Genomic DNA, 20,056 nt, shown 5'->3' with positions numbered 1-20,056 from the left:
TGAAAAAAAATTGGATAATGAACAGAGCGTTAGCATTAATAACTCTTCTTTTTGCTTTTTCGTTTACATCTTGCGAAGACGTCGTGAATCTTGATCTCGAAACAGGCGAAACCAAATTGGTGGTTGATGCCGAAATTCTATGGAAAAAAGGTACAACAGGAAACGAGCAAACCATAAAAATTAGTAAAACCGCACCTTATTATAGCGGTTCAACGCCAAAAGTTTCTGGCGCACAAGTGAGAGTAGAAAACAGCAACGGAGATGTTTTTACTTTTAATGAAACCGAAGCAGGAATTTATAAATGCAATAATTTTGTCCCAGTAATAAACATGGATTACAAATTATTTATTACTGCTGAAGGACAAAGTTATACGGCAACAGAAAAACTAACAGCTACAAATCCAATAAATAAAATAGAGCAGAAAATTGTTCCTGATTTTGGAGGTGAAGATGTAATTGAATTGACTTTTTATTACAACGATCCAGCAGATCAAGTCAATTTTTATGTAACCGATTATCAAAGTGAATTTTTGATTTATCCAGAATATGAAATCACAAATGATGATTTTTATAACGGAAATGAAATCAGCACAAGATTTTCGCATGAAGATATGAAAGCTGGAAATACGGTAAAAATTACGCATAGAGGTGTTTCTAAAAACTTTTTTAATTATTGGAAATTAATTTTGGAAGCTTCAAACTCAAATCCTTTTCAGGTTCCACCTGGAAATATCAGAGGAAATATCATCAATACGACCAATACTAATAATACCGCTTTTGGTTATTTTAGACTTTGCGAAGCCGATCAGGTTGATTATTTGGTGAAGTAATTTTTAAATTCAGTATTCATTCCGTAGGAATGTTTGATCGGTAGAAAAAAATGTAATAGTCCAGAATTACGTTCCGTAGGAACGTTTGACATGCGTATTATTGAAAATGATTTCAAAATCAAACGTTCCTACGGAACGTAAAACAATAATTGCGACGTAATTTTTTCTACCGATGAAATGTTCCTAACGGAACATAAAAAAACCTCCAAAATCATTTTTGATTTTGAAGGTTTTTCCACTTTATTTAAACTACTGACTTATTTATATTCTTTTTCTTTCTGTGCGTACCAATCTTTCATCACATAAAAAGCTTTCTTTTTAATTCCCTGATCTGAAATCAAACCTTTACGGTTGAAGAAATCCTGAATATTTGGCAATTGTCTTCTTGGTGATCTAAAGTCAACTAAAATCCACGGTGAAACTCCTGCTAAACCTTCAATTCTATTAAACATCTGTGTATTCTGAATGTATAACTCCTCCTGGTATTCTTCGTTCCAGCGTTCTTTTTTGTCTCCGTGGAGACCTTGCAATGCTTCTCCTCCAAATTCGCTAATAATAACTGGTTTGTTATACGGAATTACCCATTGCATATCTTTACAAGATTCGTTTGTTCCTCTGTACCAACCCAAATATTGATTAAAACTTACAATATCTACAAACTCATTCATATTATCGTGAAGTGTATTCACATTGTTTGGACTTTTAGTCACTTCCATCGCCATACTGATTAAACGTGTATTGTCTTGCGTGCGGGCATATTTTGCCAGTTTACTTAAGAAAAGATCTCTTTCGTCGCTATGCGGAGTTTCGTTTGCAATTGACCAGATTACGATTCCACAGCGGTTTTTATCTCTGTAAATCATATCGTGCAATTGACGTTCTGCGTTAGCGTATGTATCTGGATTTGTCCACGAAATTGTCCAGTAAACCGGAACTTCAGACCAAATCATAATTCCCATTTTTTCGGCTTGTCTTACCATATTTTCGTTATGCGGATAATGTGCCAGACGAACATAATTGCAACCTAATTCTTTTGCCCAGTTCAATAAAGTGATAGCATCGTCTTCAGACCAGGCTCTTCCCGATCTGAAAGGCGCTTCCTCGTGAATACTGATACCGCGTAAAAAGACTTTTTTTCCGTTTAAAAGAATTTCTTTCCCTTTGGCTTCAATTGTTCTAAAACCAATCTGATCTGCAATATTTTCATCCGCTTTAGAAATCGTCACCTCATATAATTTTGGTTTTTCAGGCGTCCATAAAACTGGATTGGCTTTAATCTCAAAATAAGCCATTCCTTTTGCATCTGTAGTAACGCTCTTTTTGATTTTTAATTCCGGAATAGAAACTGAAACCGACTCGTTTGCTGTTTCACTATTTAGTTTTATCCAGCCAGAAATCTTTCCTTTTTCTTTTTTATCCAATTGAACCAAATAATCTTCCACATAAGTATTTGGAACCTGAGCTAAAGTGACGTCTCTTGTAATTCCGCCGTAATTCCACCAATCCATGTTTACAGTTGGCACATTGTCTTTATGGCGTTTGTTATCAACCTTTACAACTACGAAATTGTTTCCGTCGACTAATAAATCGGTAACATCAAAATTGAAAGGCGTATAACCGCCAACATGAGTTCCTGCCAGTTTTCCGTTTACATACACTTTTGCATCGTAATTGACTGCTCCAAAATGAAGAATCCCTTTGGTTTTAGCATCTTTTTTATAATTAAAGTCTTTCTGAAACCAAACAGTTCCTTCATAAAAAAACAATCTTTCGTCTTTGCTGTTCCAATCAGACGGAATATCCATTGTGGCTGATGTAGCGAAATTATATTCGGTTAAATCTGTAGCGTTCCATTTTTTATTTTCGAAAAATCCGTTGTTTTTAAAGGGCATTAATCGGTAATCGTAATATCCATTTTCCAAAGGATCTACAATATAACTCCATTTTCCGTTTAAGGTAATATTGTTTCGGGCAGCAATATTAGAAACTAATGGAACTTCCTGTGCTATGGCTTTTCCCATTAATAGAAAAGTACAACACAGCATTACAATTTTTTTCATAGTTTTTATTTTTAATTATATGGGTCTAATTAATTTAAACACATAGAAACATAGGTTTTCTTTATGTGTAAAAGGCGTTTCACTTGCATAAATACACATAGCTGGATTTTACTAACAAAGTTTAGCTATGTGTTAGAAACTAGTTTCTTTTAGTATCCTTTTTTTAAGTCTAAAAAATCTATGTTTCTATGTGTTTAAAATTTTACATTTTATCAAAATAACGTGTCAGTTCGTAGGCATTATCATTAATCAATTTCATCTCTTTTAATAAAGGCTGATACGGTTCAAAATTGCTGTTTACAATTCCTTTGTTAGAATCTCGGTTAGAATAATCGGTACTTAAATCCTGCGGATCATTATCCATATATTTGAACCAATGCCAGCCAACGCTATTTTTATTTTTAAGCAAATCCAAAGTAAAATTCTGATAAAAAAGTCCTCTTTCTTTTTGCGTTCGAACCAGCCATCCTGCGCCAGTATTATTTGGCAAACCAGAATCTTCTCCTTTTGTATACCACTCTGTAATTAAAAATGGTTTTCCTGACCATTCGCCCCATTTATTCATTAAATCCTGACTTGGCTCCCATTTTCTATAATGATTGATCGAAATGATATCCATATACTTTCCAGCAACTTTAAAAATTTCTGGATTGGTTAATTCCTGTTCTTTATCTTGATTGAAACGACATCCTAAATACATGTGGTTTGGATCTGCTTTTCGAAGTGCTTCCGTTACCTTTTTCATATAGGTTTCAAAATAAAAAGCCGTAAATGCCATTCGGTCTTCTTTAGTAATATCTGAAACAGAAGCATTGAAACCTTTTCTTTTATCAAACCACTCTTTTGCAGTGATATAACCCTGTTCATCTTTCGCCAATAAAGTTAAATGTTTATCCAATGCGTCATTATACCAAGGCAGTTCATTATCAGTAAAATAACCCATCAAATACTTATCATTTTTGTACTGAGAAACCTCTTCTACCGCTTTTTGGACATATTCATCAAATTCTTTATCAAAAACCATCACCAAATCAAAACGGTAATTCTGCCAGCTTGCTTCTTTGTATTTTCCGCCATATTTTTTGATATGATTTGAATGATACATTCCCATTGGCGAAATAATCACGGTATAAACCAGCGGATTTTCTGCATTTCTAACCAAATCAACATTTGACCACGCTCCTACGCCATTAAATCCGTTATCACGCAGTAATTTTGATTCTTGTTTTTCCCAGTTTTCAGGACTTCCGTACTTTTTATCAAATGCTTTTTGCTGATTTACAGAACGTCCAGCGTTAAAAACGGCAATTCCTTTATAAATAAACGGATAACCTTCTGGATCAATAATCCACCATCTATTGTCAATTTTTTCAGTTCTAAAAAAACCTGTTGCTTCCTTTTTCCAAACTTTAAAACCACCGTAAATCGAAGTTGATTCTGTTTTTTTGGTTTTAAATCCGGGCAGTTTATCAATAGTTTTAGCATCATAAGCAACCCATTTTGGGTCTAATGCATTTTGTCTGGCTTCGACTTTTTGGTACGTAATTTTATTCTGCGCGTGTAATGAAATAAGGCTTGCAAAACAGAACAATACGCTAATCGAATGTCTCTTTAAATTCATTTTAATGTTTTTTGAAAAATTATGGGACAGAGCAAAACTGCCCCATAATAAATAGTCTAATAAAAAGGGAAAAATTATTTTGATAAATAGATATGATCAAAATCGAAACTATAGTTGTTTAAAGCTCTTACATCTTCTGGATCAACACTTCTTAGAACCAGAATATCTTTGATTTTGGTTAAGTCTAATGCAGGATTTTGTTTTTTATAATCTGCAATCGGAATTTTAACCATGTTCCAGCTTCCGTCTCTTTTTAATCCGTAAAGATTACTTGTGGCATCAAATTCTACATAACCTGTATTGGTTGCGTCTTTCATTCTAAATCTGATTTTTCCGGTACTTGTAGTTCTTACCGCCATATTGATATAAGTGTAAGATGAAATATCTGTGAAATTAACAAACTGCAGAATCGCCATTGCCCATTTTGCTTCAGTTGCAGGCGGTGTGGCTGGAAGAGAGAAATTTCTATAAGCATTTTCATATCCCTCAGTTGCCACTTCTTTTATTACAAATTGATTACTTGAAACCCAGTTTAAAACAGGAGCTGTTTTTGTAAAATCAGGATTTTCAGAGTAAATTTTCAGTGCATCTGCCGGAATAACAAGTGGTGGCGTTGGCGGTGCTTCAACCTCAACAGTAAAAGTTTTCTTTTGTACTGTATTATCAACATGTGTAATTTCGAGAGTTGCTGTAAAAGTTCCCGCTTTTGTATATTTTACCTCAACTACTGGCTCGATAGAAGCTCCTGGAGATCCCCCTTGAAAGGTCCATTTTATGGCACGCACTTTTGTTGAAGAATCTGTAAAAGTTACGGTTTCTCCGCCTTTAATAGTTGTGTTTGTCGAAGATGCTTCTATGGTTCCTTTTTTATAAAGATAAACTTCGCGCACATCGTCTTCGCAGGAAAACAAAACAGCAAAAAGCACAAAAAGTAAATATTTTAATTTTGATATATAATTTAGTTTTATGGTCATGATTTCTAATGTTTTTGGTTAATTTTTTTGGAGAGAGTAATAGATGCAAGAAGCAAGAGGAAAGACTTCTTATCTTGTTTCTTATTTCTTGCTTCTTTTAAAGGAATGAATAAAGAGAAAAGACATCTAATAAAATCTTTCTTCTTGCCTCTTTCTTCTACACCTCTCTTACTTCAATCCATCTAAAAATCCTTGATAAGCTGGTTTTTTGTTATAATCAGCATCTAATAGTAAAGGATATTCTTTTGAATGCCAGAAACTTGTTAGCCAAGTATACTTATCGGTTACTCCCCAAGTTGAAATCGCAAATTTTTGAGTCTGAGGCAATTCTTCATACATGCTTGTAATGTATTTGTACGTTTCAGATTGCTTTTGGGCTTCGGCATCATTGAATACATATGAATCTGATTTTGCTGTATTTACTTTAATATCTAATTCTGAAATATGAATTAGCAATCCGGTAGAAGCCATATCGGTAAAACCCGTTTTCATGGTTTGTCTGTTCGTATCTGTTGCATAATGAAACTGATCTCCTAAACCATCAATTGGCACTCCATTGGCTTTAAATCTGGTTACCATTTTTTTGATTGCAGCTCTTTTTCCTGCGTCTATTACAACACTATAATCATTGTAAAATAATTTAGCATCTGGATCGGCTGCTTTTGCATAACGGAAACATCTTCCATAAAACCCGATTGGATCTTTAAACAAAGAATTTATTACCGTTTCATTTCTCATCGCTCCCCCATCGGCAAAAACTTCGTTGACAACATCCCAGCTTTTTACTTTGCCTTTGTAACGTCCTACCACATCTGTAATGTAAACTTTGACTTTCGATTCGAATGCGATAGAATCGTATTTGGCATTTTTAAACCATTCTGGAAAAGAATCGTACCAAACCAAAGTATGTCCGTGAACTTCTAATTTATTATCCTGCGCAAAACCTACTAAATAATCGGCAGCAGTATAATTGTAAGTCGTTGCAGAAGACCAAATACTAGCCATTTTCATTTCATATTCGGCTGTTATCTGACTGTAATGTTTCAAAACTGCATTTTTAAAATTGGCTTCATTTTGCAAATCTTTCATTTTTACAGCAGCACCAATTTTAAATTTTGCTTTTTCTTTTAAAGTCTGCGTAATCGGATTCGGATTTCCAGTATCGCCTTCTTCTGCATTAATAAAAACTACTTTTTCATCGTTGCTGCAAGAAGCAAACATCAAAGCGGTTAATGCTCCTAAAATATATTGTTTTATCATCGTGTTATTTTTTAATAGATCTGGAAATCAAAACCAAAATTGATTTCCAGATCAGTGTTACTAACAAAAAACTTATTCTAAAAAAACTAATTAATAACCAACATTAAATCCTGCAGGTTTTCCCATCAAATCGATTTGCGATTGTGGAATTGGCATGTTTACCATTACAGGCGTCATTTTTAACTGTACTTCACCAGAAATAGTTCCCGATGGGCTTGAACGGAAATACAAATTCTGTCTTTCTACCAAAAGACCTAATCTTTTCAATAAAAACCATCTGTTGTTTTCAAAAGCTAATTCTCTTGCTGATTCGTCTAAATAATTATTTAAAGTCCAAGCTGTCAAATCGTAAGTTGTTACCGTACTTTCAGGATTTCCTGTATAACCTCTTCTTCTTACTTTGTTTAAATAGGCCAATGCTTTTGTATCATTTCCTAAATTATGGTACGCTTCAGATGCCAATAGATAAGTTTCAGCCAATCTGTAGTACATATAATCTTTATAACTGTTAGATGTCATTGGCAATTTTTCGGTGTCATGATATTTTTTCAAACTCCAGTGCCAAGCTCTGTAATTTCCGTTTGGAGCTGCAATGGCTGGATTTGTAATTGCTTGTCCAAATCTTGGATGTCCTGCTACATTGATTTTATAATCTTGATAATTATCTGAATAATAATAGGTTTTGAATCTTAAATCGTTCGTCTGATCGTAAAGCGATTTCAAGTAATTATTTGGATAAAACCATCCTAATGCTTGACCACCGTAAGCTACATCCTGAACCAATTCACTTGCGTTTAATTCATAAGTTCTATGTGTAAAAACACTGCTTAACCAAGAACCGCCGCCGCCAGCTAAATCATCACTTGGTCCTAACAAGAAATCTTTTTGATACGTAAAAAGTGATTCTTTATGATTTCCGTTTTGTCCCCAAACATCAATAAGATTTACTAAACCGTGAGTTCCGTCATTAATAATTGCATCAAATTGAGCTGCTGCGCCTGCCCAATCTTGTTGCCATAAAGCGCTTTTTCCGCGAATGTGTCTTGCAACGCCTTGTCCATAACGTCCTGGATCTACTTTAAATGGAAGATTTGCAATTGCGTAATCCAAATCTCCATCAATCAATTTGTAAACATCGGCGTCACTCGCTACTTTATATTCTACTGGATCATTGATGTTTTGTGGCGTAGTCGGAATCGTATCAATTAGAATTCCTCCATACATTTGTTTTAAATCCAAATACAATTCACCTCTAATTACACGAGCCTGTGCAACCAATCTTTTTTTAGCAGCTTCGTCCATTTGTATTGATCTTGCAGCAGTAATAATTGCCGAACATCTATCGATAATTTTATAGCCTTGAATCCATTTTGAACCTGTAAAAGATTGCGGATTGTGTCCCGTTCCGTATGGCGTATTCCAAGTTCTGTGCAAACCTAAATCTGTTGCTACCATAAAGAATACGTTGGCCCATAAATCGTTGTTATCTCCAGATGGCAAATTATAATAACGCATCTGATTGTAAAGTGCATTAACTCCAACTTCTAAACCAGCTGGAGAATTGTAGATATAATCTACTGATACTTGATCTTTTACTGTTTCTTCCAGAAAATCTTCGCAAGAAGTAAGTCCTAAAGAAAGTCCGAAAACCAAAAGAAATAGAAAATTTATATTTTTCATGATCTTGTTATTTTTTATTTTATTGAATGTCTTAAACTGTGTTATTAAAAACCTACCTGTAAGCCAATAACACAAGTAACAGGTTCTGGATAATCGTAAATTTCTTTTTCTGGACTGTACGATTGATAATCCGTAAGCGTAACTAAATTGCTTCCTGTAACATAAAGTCTCATATTGGTCAATCCTAAAGATTTAAGCGTGCTTTCTGGGAATTTAAATCCAACCGAAACGTTTTGTAAACGAATGTAAGACGCATCTTGAAGCCCTAAAGTATTGATGTACGGCGGATCATTTCCATCTCTCGGTCTTGGCCAATTTCCTCCTGGATTTTCTGGTGTCCAATAGTTTTGTTTGATACCGTTTTTAACACCTCTCAAAGATCCTCCACGAACGTAATCGTATAAAAATGGATTATCTCTTGTAATGCCTTGAACTGTATAAATATCTGCTGAGAAATCAAATTGTTTGTATTCTAAAGCCAAAGAGAACGTTCCGAACCAATCTGGCATTTTAGATGTAATAACTCTATCCTGATCTGGATTTGGATTTGCACCATTTGACGGATCTGCATCCCATAATTTTATATCTCCAGGATATAAAGTAGTTCCTGTTACAAGCGGAATATTTTCTCCTTCCTGATAAATTCCAACAGCTTTATAGCGGTAGTAAACATCAATTGGTTTTCCGATGAACCATAAATTTCCAACAGCATCATCTTCTCTTCCATCTCCATCTGCATCTTTTCCGTAAATACTAACAATACTATTTTTGTTTTTAGTGAAAGTGGCACCAAGATTCAATCTAAAATCTTTCTTTTTAATTAAATCACCATTCAAAGTAACCTCCAAACCTTTGTTATTTACTTTACCAATATTTGAAAGTTTCAAAGTGTATCCTGTATTGGCATTCAAAGTTTCATAAATCAATAAATCTGAAGTATCTGTATTATAAACCTCAACCGTTCCTGTTAATCTATTTTTAAACAAACCGAAATCTGCTGCAAGGTTTAATTGCGTTGAAGTTTCCCATTTTAAATCTGGATTTGATAATTGTGTACCTGGCACATATCCAGAAACTTTTACACCATTGATAATATAATCTCTTTGCGTAGCGGTTGCCATACTTTGATATGGGTTTTGAGGCTGATTACCCACTTTACCATAACTCGCTCTTAGTTTTAAATTGCTCAAAACAGGAACGTATTCTTTCATGAATTCTTCGTTAGAAACATTCCATGCCGCGTTAACCGCTGGAAAGAATCCCCATTTGTTATTGGTTCCGAATACAGAAGAACCATCAGCTCTTCCTGAAACAGTAAAGTAATATTTGTTGTCAAAATCATATTCTAATTTTCCTGCGAAAGAAACTAACGATCTCTCATTTCCTCCAATTTCAGGGGTGTTTAAGAAAGCACTTTCTAAACCATAAATTCCTAAAATATCACTCGGAATTCTACTTGCCGAGTTTCTGAAGTCATTATATTCAGAAGAAGTAATCTCATAAACTCCAGTTAGGTTAAAATGATTTTTTTCGGCAACATTTAAATTATAATGCAAAATATTACTCAATTGATATTCTACGTTATCTTGAAAACGGATATAACCGCTTCCTTGTCCTGAATTGGCAATTCCAGAAAGAGATTTTGAAGAATTAAAAGACCTCGCTTTGTAATTCCAAGATCTGCGGCTGGCATTCAATTTATAAGTAAAACCTTTTGCAAGATTCATATCTAGAAATATGTTCATGATATCGTTACGATTCAACTCGTTTGTAGTTGTTTCGTAAACATCAATAAGCGGATTTGGTGTTTCCTGAATTCCTCCTGGAAGATAACGGAAAGAACCATCTTCATTGTAAACCTGTCCTAATGGCGATGTATTAATAGCATTGTTTAAAATGTTACCAACGTTTGGACGATTTGATTCTGAATACTGAAGCGAAACATTCATTCCGATTTTCAACCAATCTGTAACTCTTTGGTCCACATTTACTCTCATCGCAACTTTATCATAATCTGAATTTGGAACTACTCCAGATGTATTGATATAGTTGATACTTGAAAATATGCTCATTTTATCAGTTCCAGAAGAAACACTTAAACTGTGGTTATTTGTTACACCAGTTCTTAAAACCAATTTTTCCCAATCAATATATTTTCCAGATTGAATAGATTGCAATTCTAGTGGAGTGAAAACTTGATTGTCTGGTCTGTAAACTCCATTGTTACTCGTTCTGTACGCTTCTCTTTTTAGTTGAGCAAATTCTTCTCCGCTATAAACATCAAAGTTTCTGTTTACCGTTTGAACTCCAGAAAAACCATTATAAGAGATTTTTGCTTTTCCTGTTTTTCCTCTTTTCGTTGTAATCAAGATAACTCCGTTAGAAGCTCTTGCACCGTATACAGATTGTGCCGCAGCATCTTTAAGAATTTCCAAAGAAGCAATATCGTTCGCATTAATATCATTAATATTTCCGATTACAATACCATCGGCAATTACGATTGGTTCGTTACTTCCGTTAATCGATTTTTTTCCTCTAATTTGGATTGAAGACGAACTTCCCGGTCCACCATCATTTAAACTTACTTGAACTCCGGCAGCTTTACCTCTAAGCATTTCTCCAACATCAGAAGTTGCAACTTTTGTCAAATCGCCTGGTTTAACCGAAGCAACCGAACTGATTACATCACTTTTCTTTTTCGTGCCGTAACCTACTACTATGATCTCATCGAGTGCTTGAGAACTTTCTTTTAAAACTACTTTTAAGTTTTTCTTGTTTTCGACATCAACGGAAGTTTCATCCATTCCGATAAAAGAAAAAACTAAAATGCTTTTTGGAGCTGTATTGATACTGAAGTTACCGTCAAAATCGGTTTGGGTTCCTTTTGTGCTTCCTTTTACGTGGACATTTACACCTGGCAAAGGAAGACCTTTATTATCTACTACTTTTCCAGTAACTGTATTTTCCTGCGCTTGCATATTCGTGGACAATATGCACATCAAAAGCATCAAAACTAGTTTTAGATAATTTCCACCAAGAAAAAGCATCTTTTCGGGTTTGTTGTTTTTCATTGTAATTTTGGTTTGGTTAGTTAATTAATAATTCGTGTGATTACATTGCAAAAGTGCTTAAATAAAGGCTTCTGCAAGGGAGGGTGTTATTCGTATTTAGGGGTGTCAATGTCTTTATTTGAGAAATTTGCATTATTTAAAGCTTTAAAAAACGGTATTCGTAATAAAAAACTTAATTTTTGAGAAGACAGTTAATTTTGATATTATAAGATGAATTTAAACGCAAAGCACACAAGGGAAGAAGCGCAAAGTCCGCAAAGTTTTCAATCAACCTTGCGGACTTTGCGAAAAATCTTTGCGCTCTTTGTGGTTAAATAATCTAAAAGTTAATTCACCTGAGAACTTTTATAATCGCTTGGAGAAAGATTGTAGAATTTCTTAAACTCTTTGCTAAAATGTTTTCGATCATTAAATCCGACCATATAAGTTACTTCGGCGACAGAAAAACTAGTATTGGCTAAAAGACTAGCCGCTTTCTTCAATCGCATATTTTTAATTAAACCAGCAACGGAATGATTGGTCATACTCTGAACTTTTTTATAAAGCACCGTTCGGCTCATTCCGATTTCGTTTACCAGATCATTTACATCAAAATCTGCATTATCAAGATTGCCCTCAATAATATGTGTTAGTTTTTTCAGGAATATACCTTCTGGCGTGTTTACGTTTTCTTCTTCTACGGCCGCAATAAAACCTTCGCCATATTTCTGACGCATTATTTCTTTAGCCGATAATAGATTGGCAATTGTCAGTTTTAATTCTTCAATGCTAAAAGGTTTCGAAATATAAGAATCTGCTCCTGTCGAAAGTCCTTCAATTCTATTTAAAGTCGAAGATTTTGCCGTTAGTAAAATAACCGGAATATGATTGGTATTTAAACTCGTCTTCAAAATTTTGCACAATTCAAAACCATCCATTTCTGGCATCATAACATCGCTGACAATCAAATCTGGAATTTCAGTGTCCATATATTCCAAAGCATTTAGGCCATCGGTAAATTTCAAAACTCGATAATCTGCATGAAGCACATCAAAAACAAAAGACAACACTTCTTCATTATCATCGATAACCAAAATAGTCTTTTTATCGCCGTGATCTTCTACATATTCTGGTTCATAAATATCAATTTCTGTTTTTACATCAGAAATCGGATTGGCATTTTCATTAACAGAAATCGCATTTTCAACAATTTGAGATTTTTTAAAATGCTCTTTTCCTTTCTTCAATTTGATGGTAAAAATGGTATTGAAATTCGGATCTTCTTCGGTCTGCACTTTAATTTCTCCGTGATGCAATTCTACAATACTTTTACTCAAAGCCAAACCAATTCCGCTTCCTAAATTGGCGCTTCCGCGATCGTCAAGCTGGAAAAAGTTCTTGAAAATTTTCTTTTTTCTATTATCTGGAATTCCAATTCCATTGTCTTTCACTTTAATTTCGATACAATCTGAATTGTCTTTTTGTTCGACTGCCAAAGTGATTTTACCGCCTTTGCTTGTAAATTTAAAAGCATTGGAAAGCAGATTGTAAATCACTTTTTCCATCTGATTTTTATCGAAATAAATCAAAGCGGTATTGATATTCAGAACAAATTTATAATCGATTTTCTTCTCAACTGCAATTCCTCGAAACGATTCGTAAATATCAAAACAGAAAGAAACAATATCCTGTTGTTCACAATAGATTTTCATGCTTCCTTTTTCGGCTTTTCTGAAATCCATTAATTCGTTAACCAATTTCAACAATCGGTCAGAATTGCTTTTTATGGTTTTTAGTTTGTGTTCGAGGTTCGAATTCTTTTCGGCACTGCTCAATAATTCTTCAACCGGTCCGCTAATTAAAGTCAATGGCGTTCTGATTTCGTGTGACACATTGGTAAAGAAATCCAGCTTCATTTTATACAATTCTTCCTGTCTTTCTTTTTCAACTTGCTCCAAATAATAGGCTTGTTTTAATAATTCTCGGTTTCTAAAAAATCGGAATAATAAAACCGAAGTTCCCACCAATAAAGCGATATAAAACAGATAAGCCCACCATGTTTTCCACCAAGGCGGTAGCATAATAATTTTTAAGGTTTTAATGGTCGGATTCCATTCTCCTCCTCCATTTGAAGTTTTTATTTTTAGAATATAAGTCCCAGAATTCAAATTCGTCAAGTTGATATAATGCTGCGAACCAATAACATGCCATTCGTCTTTATTAAATGAACTTTCTAGTTTGTACGCATATTCATTTTTTTCTGGCGAAATAAAATTCATCGCGCTAAATTCTAAACCAATATATCCTTGATCGTGTTTTAAAGTGATTTCAGTCGTTTCACTAATTCTTTTTTCTAAAGAAACTTCTTTATTTCCTGGTCTAATTTCCTCGTTGTTAACAATCAATTTTGTTAAAACAATTGGCGATTTGTCTTCTGTTTTAATCAGTTTTGAAGCATTAAAAACAATCAAACCATTTGAACAGCCAAAAACAAGTTCTTTTGCATTGAGATTAGCACTGCAATTATTAGAGAATTGTTTGACTTTCAAGCCGTCTTTTGAAGAAAAAGAAGTGATTTCAAAATCCTTAATATTAAAAACTGGTTTTAGATTTTTGGTTTTAATTTTATAAAGCAAATTATTGTCGCTAATCCAGATATTTCCTTGTGCATCTTCAGAAATACTTTTGATGGTTTCGTCTGTAAAACCCATTGTTCGGTTAATTTCAAAGAAACGTCCTTTCTTTTCATCAAAAATATTGACACCTCCACTTTCTGCTCCAATCCAGAATCTATTTTTAGAATCGGTAAACATGACCGTTAAACTATTGTTGGACAAACCACTTTTTGGACCCGCTTTAAAAACTCTCGTAACTTGCTTTAATTTTTTGTCAAAATAATTCAGACCGTACTGTGTCGCAATCCAAAGTCCATCTTTTCTGTTGACGATATCGGTAATAAAATTATCGCTAAGCGAGTTAGAGGAACCATCTGCCATGTAAATTTCTACCGTTCCGTCTGGCATGACTTTTTTTAGTCCGTTGCCGTTTGTTCCAACCCATAAATCTTCATTATCCATTAATAAAGATGTAATTGGGCGTTCTCTTTCTTTGGAATCCTTTCGCGAAAGCGAGATAAATTGAAACGATTTACTGCTTTTATTGAATTTGAACAATCCGTTAAAAGTTCCACAAAACAAATTTTGCTCATTCTGATTCACCAAAGCCGTTATCATATTTACGCTTTTATCAGAATCGTAACCTTCAACAAAATATGAAGCGCTTTTGTTATTTTTAAAATCCAAATAATTCAAACCTCCGCCGTTAGTTCCCACCCAAATTGAGCCGTCATTTTCTCTCGAAACTGCATTTACGGTTGCATTGTTTAATCCGAAATTGGGTTTTACAACTTCTCGAACATTGCTAAAATTGGTGTTTGTTTTTTGAAAAAAGTTGACTCCGCCTCCATTTGTTCCGATCCAAATATCGTTATGACGATCTTTTAAAAAGCATTTTACATCATCGTCTGAAAGGCTATAATTCTGCAGCGGATTATGTCCGTATTTGGTAAATTCGTTTCTGTCTTTTTTATAAACACACAAACCATTTTTTGTAGCAAACCAAATCGTGTTCGCATCAACTGTAACAATATCGTTTACCCAATTTGAAGACAAACTTTTTCGATTTCCAGCATTGAGAATAAAATTGGTAACTGTGTTTTTGTCAACATCAAAACGAAAAACACCATTGGCTTCGGTTGCAAACCATAAATCGCCATTTTTTTCTTTGACAACTTTCCATATTTTAGATTTAAGTAAAGCTTCGTTTTCAGTTAATGCTTTTGGCAATGCTTTTTTAGAACCATTTTTAGGATCAAAACATTCTAAACCTTTAGAAGTTCCGACCAAAACGCCATAATTTTTATCATGAAACAAAGATAAAACCCTGCTTTTTCTGAAAGGAGAATTGTGGTCGTTGGAGATTTCTTCTAACAAAAATTTCTGTTTGTTTAGTTTTTTAATTCCGCCAAAAGTTCCAATCCAGATTCTGTTTTGATCGTCTTGAATTATGGATGAAATATAGTTTCTCCCACCTTTTATTTTCTGAACGTCAACGCGTACAAACGTTCTTTCGTTTTTATTAAAAAGATTCAATCCGTTATTGGTTCCAATCCAGATTTGTCTTTCTTTATCTTCCAAAATCACATTCACATGATTGTTGCTGATGCTGTTGAGAATGTCTTTATTGTAAACATATCTCAGAAAATTGTAGCCATCATAGCTTATCAAACCATTTGCAGTCCCGATCCAAATAAATCCTTTTTGAGTCTGATGAATACTCGAAATCATACTTTGAGAAAAACTCGTATCGTAATTGATATGGTCAAAATACAAGTCTGATTCCTGCGCCTTCGAATTTAAGGGAAGAAAAAGAAATAAGATAAAACTTAAAAAGTAGCTTCTAACGTACTGCATAAAGGAAATGGAATAAAACTCAAATAATTAATTGTGATAAACCTATGAAAAAAATCAATCGATTTCGGTGCAAAATAGGCTTTATTCGAAAAAAAGAAGAGGAAGTTTTTTCTTTTTAAGGGGTGTAGATGTACTTTATTACGACTATTTTTACTTTATCACGTAAATATCTCTCCGTAACGATAGCGCGGATTTGCAATCCGTGCCCAAAAAGTGATTTCTTCAAAACCTATAAATAAAAAGTAAAAATTTCCCTCAACGATAGCGCAGATTTGCAATCTGTGCCCACAAAATAATTCCATTAAAATAATAAAAAGTAAATATTTTCTTATATTATTCTGTTTTTACAGAAAAAAAGCGTGTCAACAAAATACAAAGCAACAACAACTGATGAAGCATATTTTATAACTATAACTGCTGTAGGATGGATAGATATATTTACAAGATTAAATCAGAAAAGTGTTCTAATAAATGCACTAAAATAATGTCAGGAAAATAAAGGTCTAGAAATTTATGCCTATTGTATTATGAGCAGTCATATTCATTTGCTCTGTAAAGGAACAAATGGTTTTGTTTTATCTGATATTATTAGAGATTTTAAAAAATTTACATCCAAAAAAATAATACAGACTATAATAGATGAACCCGAAAGCAGAAGAGAATGGATGCTGGAATATTTCCAGAAAGCATGCGAACATTTAAAAAAGAATCAGACTTATAAGGTTTGGCAAAATGGCTATCATGCAGAACATATTTACAGCAATAAATTTATCAAGCAAAAGATAGATTACATTCATAATAATCCTGTAAAAGATAAAACTGTTAGTTCGGCTGAAGATTATTATTTTAGTTCCGCAAGAAATTATTCTGGTTTAGAAAATGATTTAGATGTTGTTTTGCTAGATTTGTTTTAAAAAAAAATCAATAGTTTTTTAGAAAACATCGACAACTGTTTAATATTTTTGATTTGCATTGTGTCCAATCTTTGAGGGCACAGATTACAAATCTGCGCTAACGATTGAGAGTAGATCTGAACGATCGGGCAATACTTTTTATTATGACGTTTTATTTAATTGAAAAAAATTACAACATAAATAAAACCTATAATGCAGATTTTTAATCTGTACACTTGGTAAATAACCCCGCTCCCAACTGGAGGTGGATATACAAAAGAAAATCCAACACGATAATGAAAAAAAAATCAATCTTTTTAATTCTTATTCTATTAGTCATAGGGGTATTTTTTCAATATTTCTTGATTGAAACATCACCACGTATACCGTGCAACGAAATTAAAGAACAGTTTTTAAAATCAGTTAATGCTTTAATTTATGAATTTATTTTTCTAATATTTTTACTGTCACTTATATGTAAATTTATATTCAAAGAAACTAATATTGAAATAGCAAAAAAGTCTTTCATATTCACTTTTTTATATCTTCTTTTTTTTGTGTTTTTATTTTATAAATATGCAAGTGAATGTGTAGATATTTAAAAAAGAATATCTAAAGAATAAAACTCTTAAAAAAAAAGCCACTTCAATTAAGAAATGGCTTCAGCTTCTTCAATCAAACCTAAGATTTTACCATAAGCAATCGCCGCTTTATGAACCTGAATCGTCCAATCTTCGGCGGCATTATCGTCGGCACCGTCTGAAATATATTTTAAACTCAAAAACGGAATATTTTCTTTCATGGCAATCATAGCTAAAGCGTAAGCTTCCATATCTACCACATTGTAAAGGTCAGATTTGTGCTCCATTTCGAAGTTATCACCTGTTCCGCAAATGCCTTCTGGCAAGTTGTCCATTTTTAAACCGTATTCTAAAATTGGAGGAAGACCAGATAAAGGCGTTTCGTATAGTTCGAAACCTAAACCGCGAACATCCATATCTCTTTGCACAAATTTGGTACAGCAGATTACTTCTCCTTTTTGAAAACTGCTACTTCCCGCCGATCCTAAATTTATAATCACGGCTGGTTTTTTATTTAAAATTGCTTTTGATAATTCGTAAGCCGCATTTACTTTTCCGATTCCGGTAAATAAAACATTGTGTCCTTTAAAAACTTCTGCGGCTTCAGATTCGAGAGCAAAACAGAATAATATATCTTCAACAGCAAAAGAGGCTGTTTGGTTAATTTGTATCATGCGTAATTTATTTTCGGTTTACAAAAATACGCTTAAAAATTTACGTAGCTCTAACCTAAATTTAAAATCTAAAAAACACGTTAAAGTCTGCTTTCTATGGTGTTTTTTAATTCAGAAAAAATACTTTTGTTAACATCGCCAAAATTAAATTCGAATCTTTAAAACCAGAAAGAAAAACTACATGGATAATGAAAAATTTATTTTCTGCCTTGAAGGCGTCCGAGATATAGACGATCACAACCCAACAAATGTGGTAAAATGTTTGGAAGAATTGGCAATTGACCAAGGCATTTCGAGCATTCACAAAACCTGTGATACTATTGAAGGTTTAGAAGAAAGTCTGAATATTCTGCTCTACGAAGATCATAATTTTAAAGATTACGAAATTATTTATCTAGCAATGCCAGGACAGCAAAACAACATCTGTCTTCACGATTATTATTACAGTATTGAAGAAATTGCCGAGTTGTTTGAAGGCAAAATGAAAGGCAAGATCATTCATTTTGCGAATCTTAAAGTTTTAGATTTAAACGAAGAAGAAGCCCAATATTTTTTAGACATAACAGGCGCTAGAGCCATATCGGGTTACGGTTCTACTTATAATAAAATTGCCAGCTGCAGCACAATTGACAAGGCGTTTTTCAGTCTTTATCAAGATAACGATAATCTGATTGAAGTGGTTGAAGATCTTTATACCAAACATTACAATCTATGCAAATTGCTTGATTTTAGATTATATTATTAAAGATGAAATCAAAGTCGGCTGAAAAAATAAAAACGTATGAAGCAAAGGGTTTCCGAGAAAAATTTCTTGGAGAAGACAATCCGATTCATTTGCTTTTCAAATCCAATTCGGATCATTTTTTCTGTCTTGAAATCGAAGAGATTATGCATATGCAGCATCCTGTTCCGCCTTCTAAACATTCCTGCCATACCTTAATTTTTATTTCTTCGGGGCAGCATGTTATGAAATTGGGAGATCAGGAATATATTACGACCGACAATCAAATGATTATGGTTCCTGCTGGTCAGATTTTCTCACTTGATAATGTTAACAATATTCATAATGGCTATATCTGCCAGTTTCATCCCGATGTTTTAATTCGAAAATACGGCAGCCGTGAATTGCTTAATGAATTTGATTTTCTAAAGATTTCCGGAAATCCTAAAATCGAACTGGCTCCAGAAGATATTGGCGCTATTACGAATATTTTGGAACGATTGAAAAAGGAATATTCTGAAACCACCTTTACCGATTTGAATATTGTACAATCTTACTTGATTACTTTGTTTTATGAAATGAATAAAAATGCTGTAAAAACCTCCAAAAGCATTTCGGCAGCAGAAGCAATAACTGGAAAATTCAAAGAATTGATTCACGATCAAATCAAAACTCAGCATCAGGTTAATTATTATTCTTCCCTATTAAATATTACTCCCAACCATTTAAACAAATGTGTAAAGACTGTGACGGGAAAAACTGCTGTAAAATGGATTGATGACAGCATATTATTAGAAGCCAAATATTTACTTTTTCAAACTACACTTTCTGTTGGTGAAATTGCTACTCAAGTTGGCTTTGAAGATCAATCTTACTTTAGCCGTTTTTTCAAAAAAGCAGAAGGAATTTCTCCAATAAGATATCGAAAATTGATTGATAAGTCCTAATCATTGATTACAGAATCCTAACAAATAAGTTGGCTTTTTTCAGAAATTTGTATCCTCAAAAATGCAAATTATGATTTATGTTTTTAAAACTTCCGTTGATAGCCAGGCTAAATTTGAGTCTGCTTCTGCACTTCTAGATCTATTATTACCAGAATCTCAGTGGAATTTTGATCTTGAAGATTGCGACAATATTTTAAGAGTAGACAGCGAATTAAATGTTGCTGAATTACTTCAAAACAATGCCATTTTCGATTGCATCGAATTAGAATAAACTTACACGCCTTTTTAAACAT

Annotated in this window: 12 protein-coding genes and 1 pseudogene; 5 read left to right on the top strand and 8 right to left on the bottom strand. The window is 33.5% G+C overall.

Going from position 1 to position 20,056, the window contains the following annotated elements:
* Positions 1 to 17: 17 nt before the first annotated feature.
* Positions 18 to 830: a DUF4249 domain-containing protein gene (locus tag HNP35_RS19025; protein ID WP_246453600.1), complete on the top strand. Its 813-nt coding sequence runs from the start codon at positions 18 to 20 to the stop codon at positions 828 to 830.
* Positions 831 to 1,087: 257 nt separating this feature from the next.
* Here the strand turns inward: HNP35_RS19025 and HNP35_RS19020 are convergent, their stop codons facing one another.
* From HNP35_RS19020 to HNP35_RS18990, 7 genes are all read right to left on the bottom strand, one after another.
* Positions 1,088 to 2,890 carry a glycoside hydrolase family 2 protein gene (locus HNP35_RS19020; RefSeq protein ID WP_184164981.1) on the bottom strand — a complete coding sequence of 601 codons (1,803 nt, stop codon included), beginning with the start codon at positions 2,888 to 2,890 and terminating at the stop codon, positions 1,088 to 1,090.
* A 202-nt stretch (positions 2,891 to 3,092) separates the two neighbouring features.
* Entirely contained in the window at positions 3,093 to 4,511 is a 1,419-nt protein-coding gene (locus tag HNP35_RS19015; protein WP_184164984.1) for a hypothetical protein, read from the bottom strand.
* A gap of 74 nt (positions 4,512 to 4,585) precedes the next feature.
* On the bottom strand, positions 4,586 to 5,485 hold the full coding sequence (locus tag HNP35_RS19010) for a PKD domain-containing protein (RefSeq protein WP_184164987.1): 900 nt from the start codon (positions 5,483 to 5,485) through the stop codon (positions 4,586 to 4,588).
* 168 nt (positions 5,486 to 5,653) lie between these two features.
* Complete coding sequence (locus HNP35_RS19005) at positions 5,654 to 6,745, bottom strand: endo-1,4-beta-xylanase (protein WP_184164990.1); 1,092 nt, start codon at positions 6,743 to 6,745, stop codon at positions 5,654 to 5,656.
* Between the two features lie 90 nt (positions 6,746 to 6,835).
* Complete coding sequence (locus tag HNP35_RS19000) at positions 6,836 to 8,425, bottom strand: RagB/SusD family nutrient uptake outer membrane protein (protein WP_184164993.1); 1,590 nt, start codon at positions 8,423 to 8,425, stop codon at positions 6,836 to 6,838.
* Between the two features lie 44 nt (positions 8,426 to 8,469).
* Entirely contained in the window at positions 8,470 to 11,496 is a 3,027-nt protein-coding gene (locus HNP35_RS18995; RefSeq protein ID WP_184164996.1) for a SusC/RagA family TonB-linked outer membrane protein, read from the bottom strand.
* Positions 11,497 to 11,822: 326 nt separating this feature from the next.
* Positions 11,823 to 15,947, bottom strand: coding sequence for a hybrid sensor histidine kinase/response regulator transcription factor (locus tag HNP35_RS18990; RefSeq protein WP_184165000.1), 4,125 nt, complete (start codon positions 15,945 to 15,947; stop codon positions 11,823 to 11,825).
* 359 nt (positions 15,948 to 16,306) lie between these two features.
* Between HNP35_RS18990 and HNP35_RS18985 the strand changes: the two are divergent.
* A pseudogene (locus HNP35_RS18985) lies at positions 16,307 to 16,861 on the top strand (REP-associated tyrosine transposase).
* 628 nt (positions 16,862 to 17,489) lie between these two features.
* Here HNP35_RS18985 and HNP35_RS18980 read toward each other — a convergent pair.
* A complete protein-coding gene (locus HNP35_RS18980; RefSeq protein WP_184165003.1) occupies positions 17,490 to 18,095 on the bottom strand; it encodes a nucleosidase in 606 nt (201 codons plus the stop codon).
* A gap of 181 nt (positions 18,096 to 18,276) precedes the next feature.
* Between HNP35_RS18980 and HNP35_RS18975 the strand changes: the two genes are divergently transcribed.
* The 3 genes from HNP35_RS18975 (at position 18,277) to HNP35_RS18965 (ending at position 20,034) form a co-directional block, all read left to right on the top strand.
* Positions 18,277 to 18,840, top strand: a complete 564-nt coding sequence (locus HNP35_RS18975; protein WP_184165006.1) for a DUF6642 family protein — start codon at positions 18,277 to 18,279, stop codon at positions 18,838 to 18,840.
* A 2-nt stretch (positions 18,841 to 18,842) separates the two neighbouring features.
* Positions 18,843 to 19,763, top strand: coding sequence for an AraC family transcriptional regulator (locus HNP35_RS18970; RefSeq protein ID WP_246453598.1), 921 nt, complete (start codon positions 18,843 to 18,845; stop codon positions 19,761 to 19,763).
* 70 nt (positions 19,764 to 19,833) lie between these two features.
* Complete coding sequence (locus HNP35_RS18965; RefSeq protein WP_184165009.1) at positions 19,834 to 20,034, top strand: hypothetical protein; 201 nt, start codon at positions 19,834 to 19,836, stop codon at positions 20,032 to 20,034.
* The last annotated feature ends 22 nt before the right edge of the window (positions 20,035 to 20,056 follow it).

The organism is Flavobacterium notoginsengisoli, assembly GCF_014207905.1.
In the GTDB taxonomy this organism is placed as follows: domain Bacteria; phylum Bacteroidota; class Bacteroidia; order Flavobacteriales; family Flavobacteriaceae; genus Flavobacterium; species Flavobacterium notoginsengisoli_A.
The sequence above is the reverse complement of the archived record's forward strand: the minus strand, read 5'-3'. Positions and strand labels throughout refer to the sequence as shown.

What these genes read in the sequence shown, in the direction of transcription:
- HNP35_RS19025 (WP_246453600.1), top strand. Translation starts at nt 18, where the DNA reads ATGAACAGAGCGTTAGCATTAATAACTCTTCTTTTTGCTTTTTCGTTT.
- HNP35_RS19020 (WP_184164981.1), bottom strand. Translation starts at nt 2,890, where the DNA reads ATGAAAAAAATTGTAATGCTGTGTTGTACTTTTCTATTAATGGGAAAA.
- HNP35_RS19015 (WP_184164984.1), bottom strand. Translation starts at nt 4,511, where the DNA reads ATGAATTTAAAGAGACATTCGATTAGCGTATTGTTCTGTTTTGCAAGC.
- HNP35_RS19010 (WP_184164987.1), bottom strand. Translation starts at nt 5,485, where the DNA reads ATGACCATAAAACTAAATTATATATCAAAATTAAAATATTTACTTTTT.
- HNP35_RS19005 (WP_184164990.1), bottom strand. Translation starts at nt 6,745, where the DNA reads ATGATAAAACAATATATTTTAGGAGCATTAACCGCTTTGATGTTTGCT.
- HNP35_RS19000 (WP_184164993.1), bottom strand. Translation starts at nt 8,425, where the DNA reads ATGAAAAATATAAATTTTCTATTTCTTTTGGTTTTCGGACTTTCTTTA.
- HNP35_RS18995 (WP_184164996.1), bottom strand. Translation starts at nt 11,496, where the DNA reads ATGAAAAACAACAAACCCGAAAAGATGCTTTTTCTTGGTGGAAATTAT.
- HNP35_RS18990 (WP_184165000.1), bottom strand. Translation starts at nt 15,947, where the DNA reads ATGCAGTACGTTAGAAGCTACTTTTTAAGTTTTATCTTATTTCTTTTT.
- HNP35_RS18980 (WP_184165003.1), bottom strand. Translation starts at nt 18,095, where the DNA reads ATGATACAAATTAACCAAACAGCCTCTTTTGCTGTTGAAGATATATTA.
- HNP35_RS18975 (WP_184165006.1), top strand. Translation starts at nt 18,277, where the DNA reads ATGGATAATGAAAAATTTATTTTCTGCCTTGAAGGCGTCCGAGATATA.
- HNP35_RS18970 (WP_246453598.1), top strand. Translation starts at nt 18,843, where the DNA reads ATGAAATCAAAGTCGGCTGAAAAAATAAAAACGTATGAAGCAAAGGGT.
- HNP35_RS18965 (WP_184165009.1), top strand. Translation starts at nt 19,834, where the DNA reads ATGATTTATGTTTTTAAAACTTCCGTTGATAGCCAGGCTAAATTTGAG.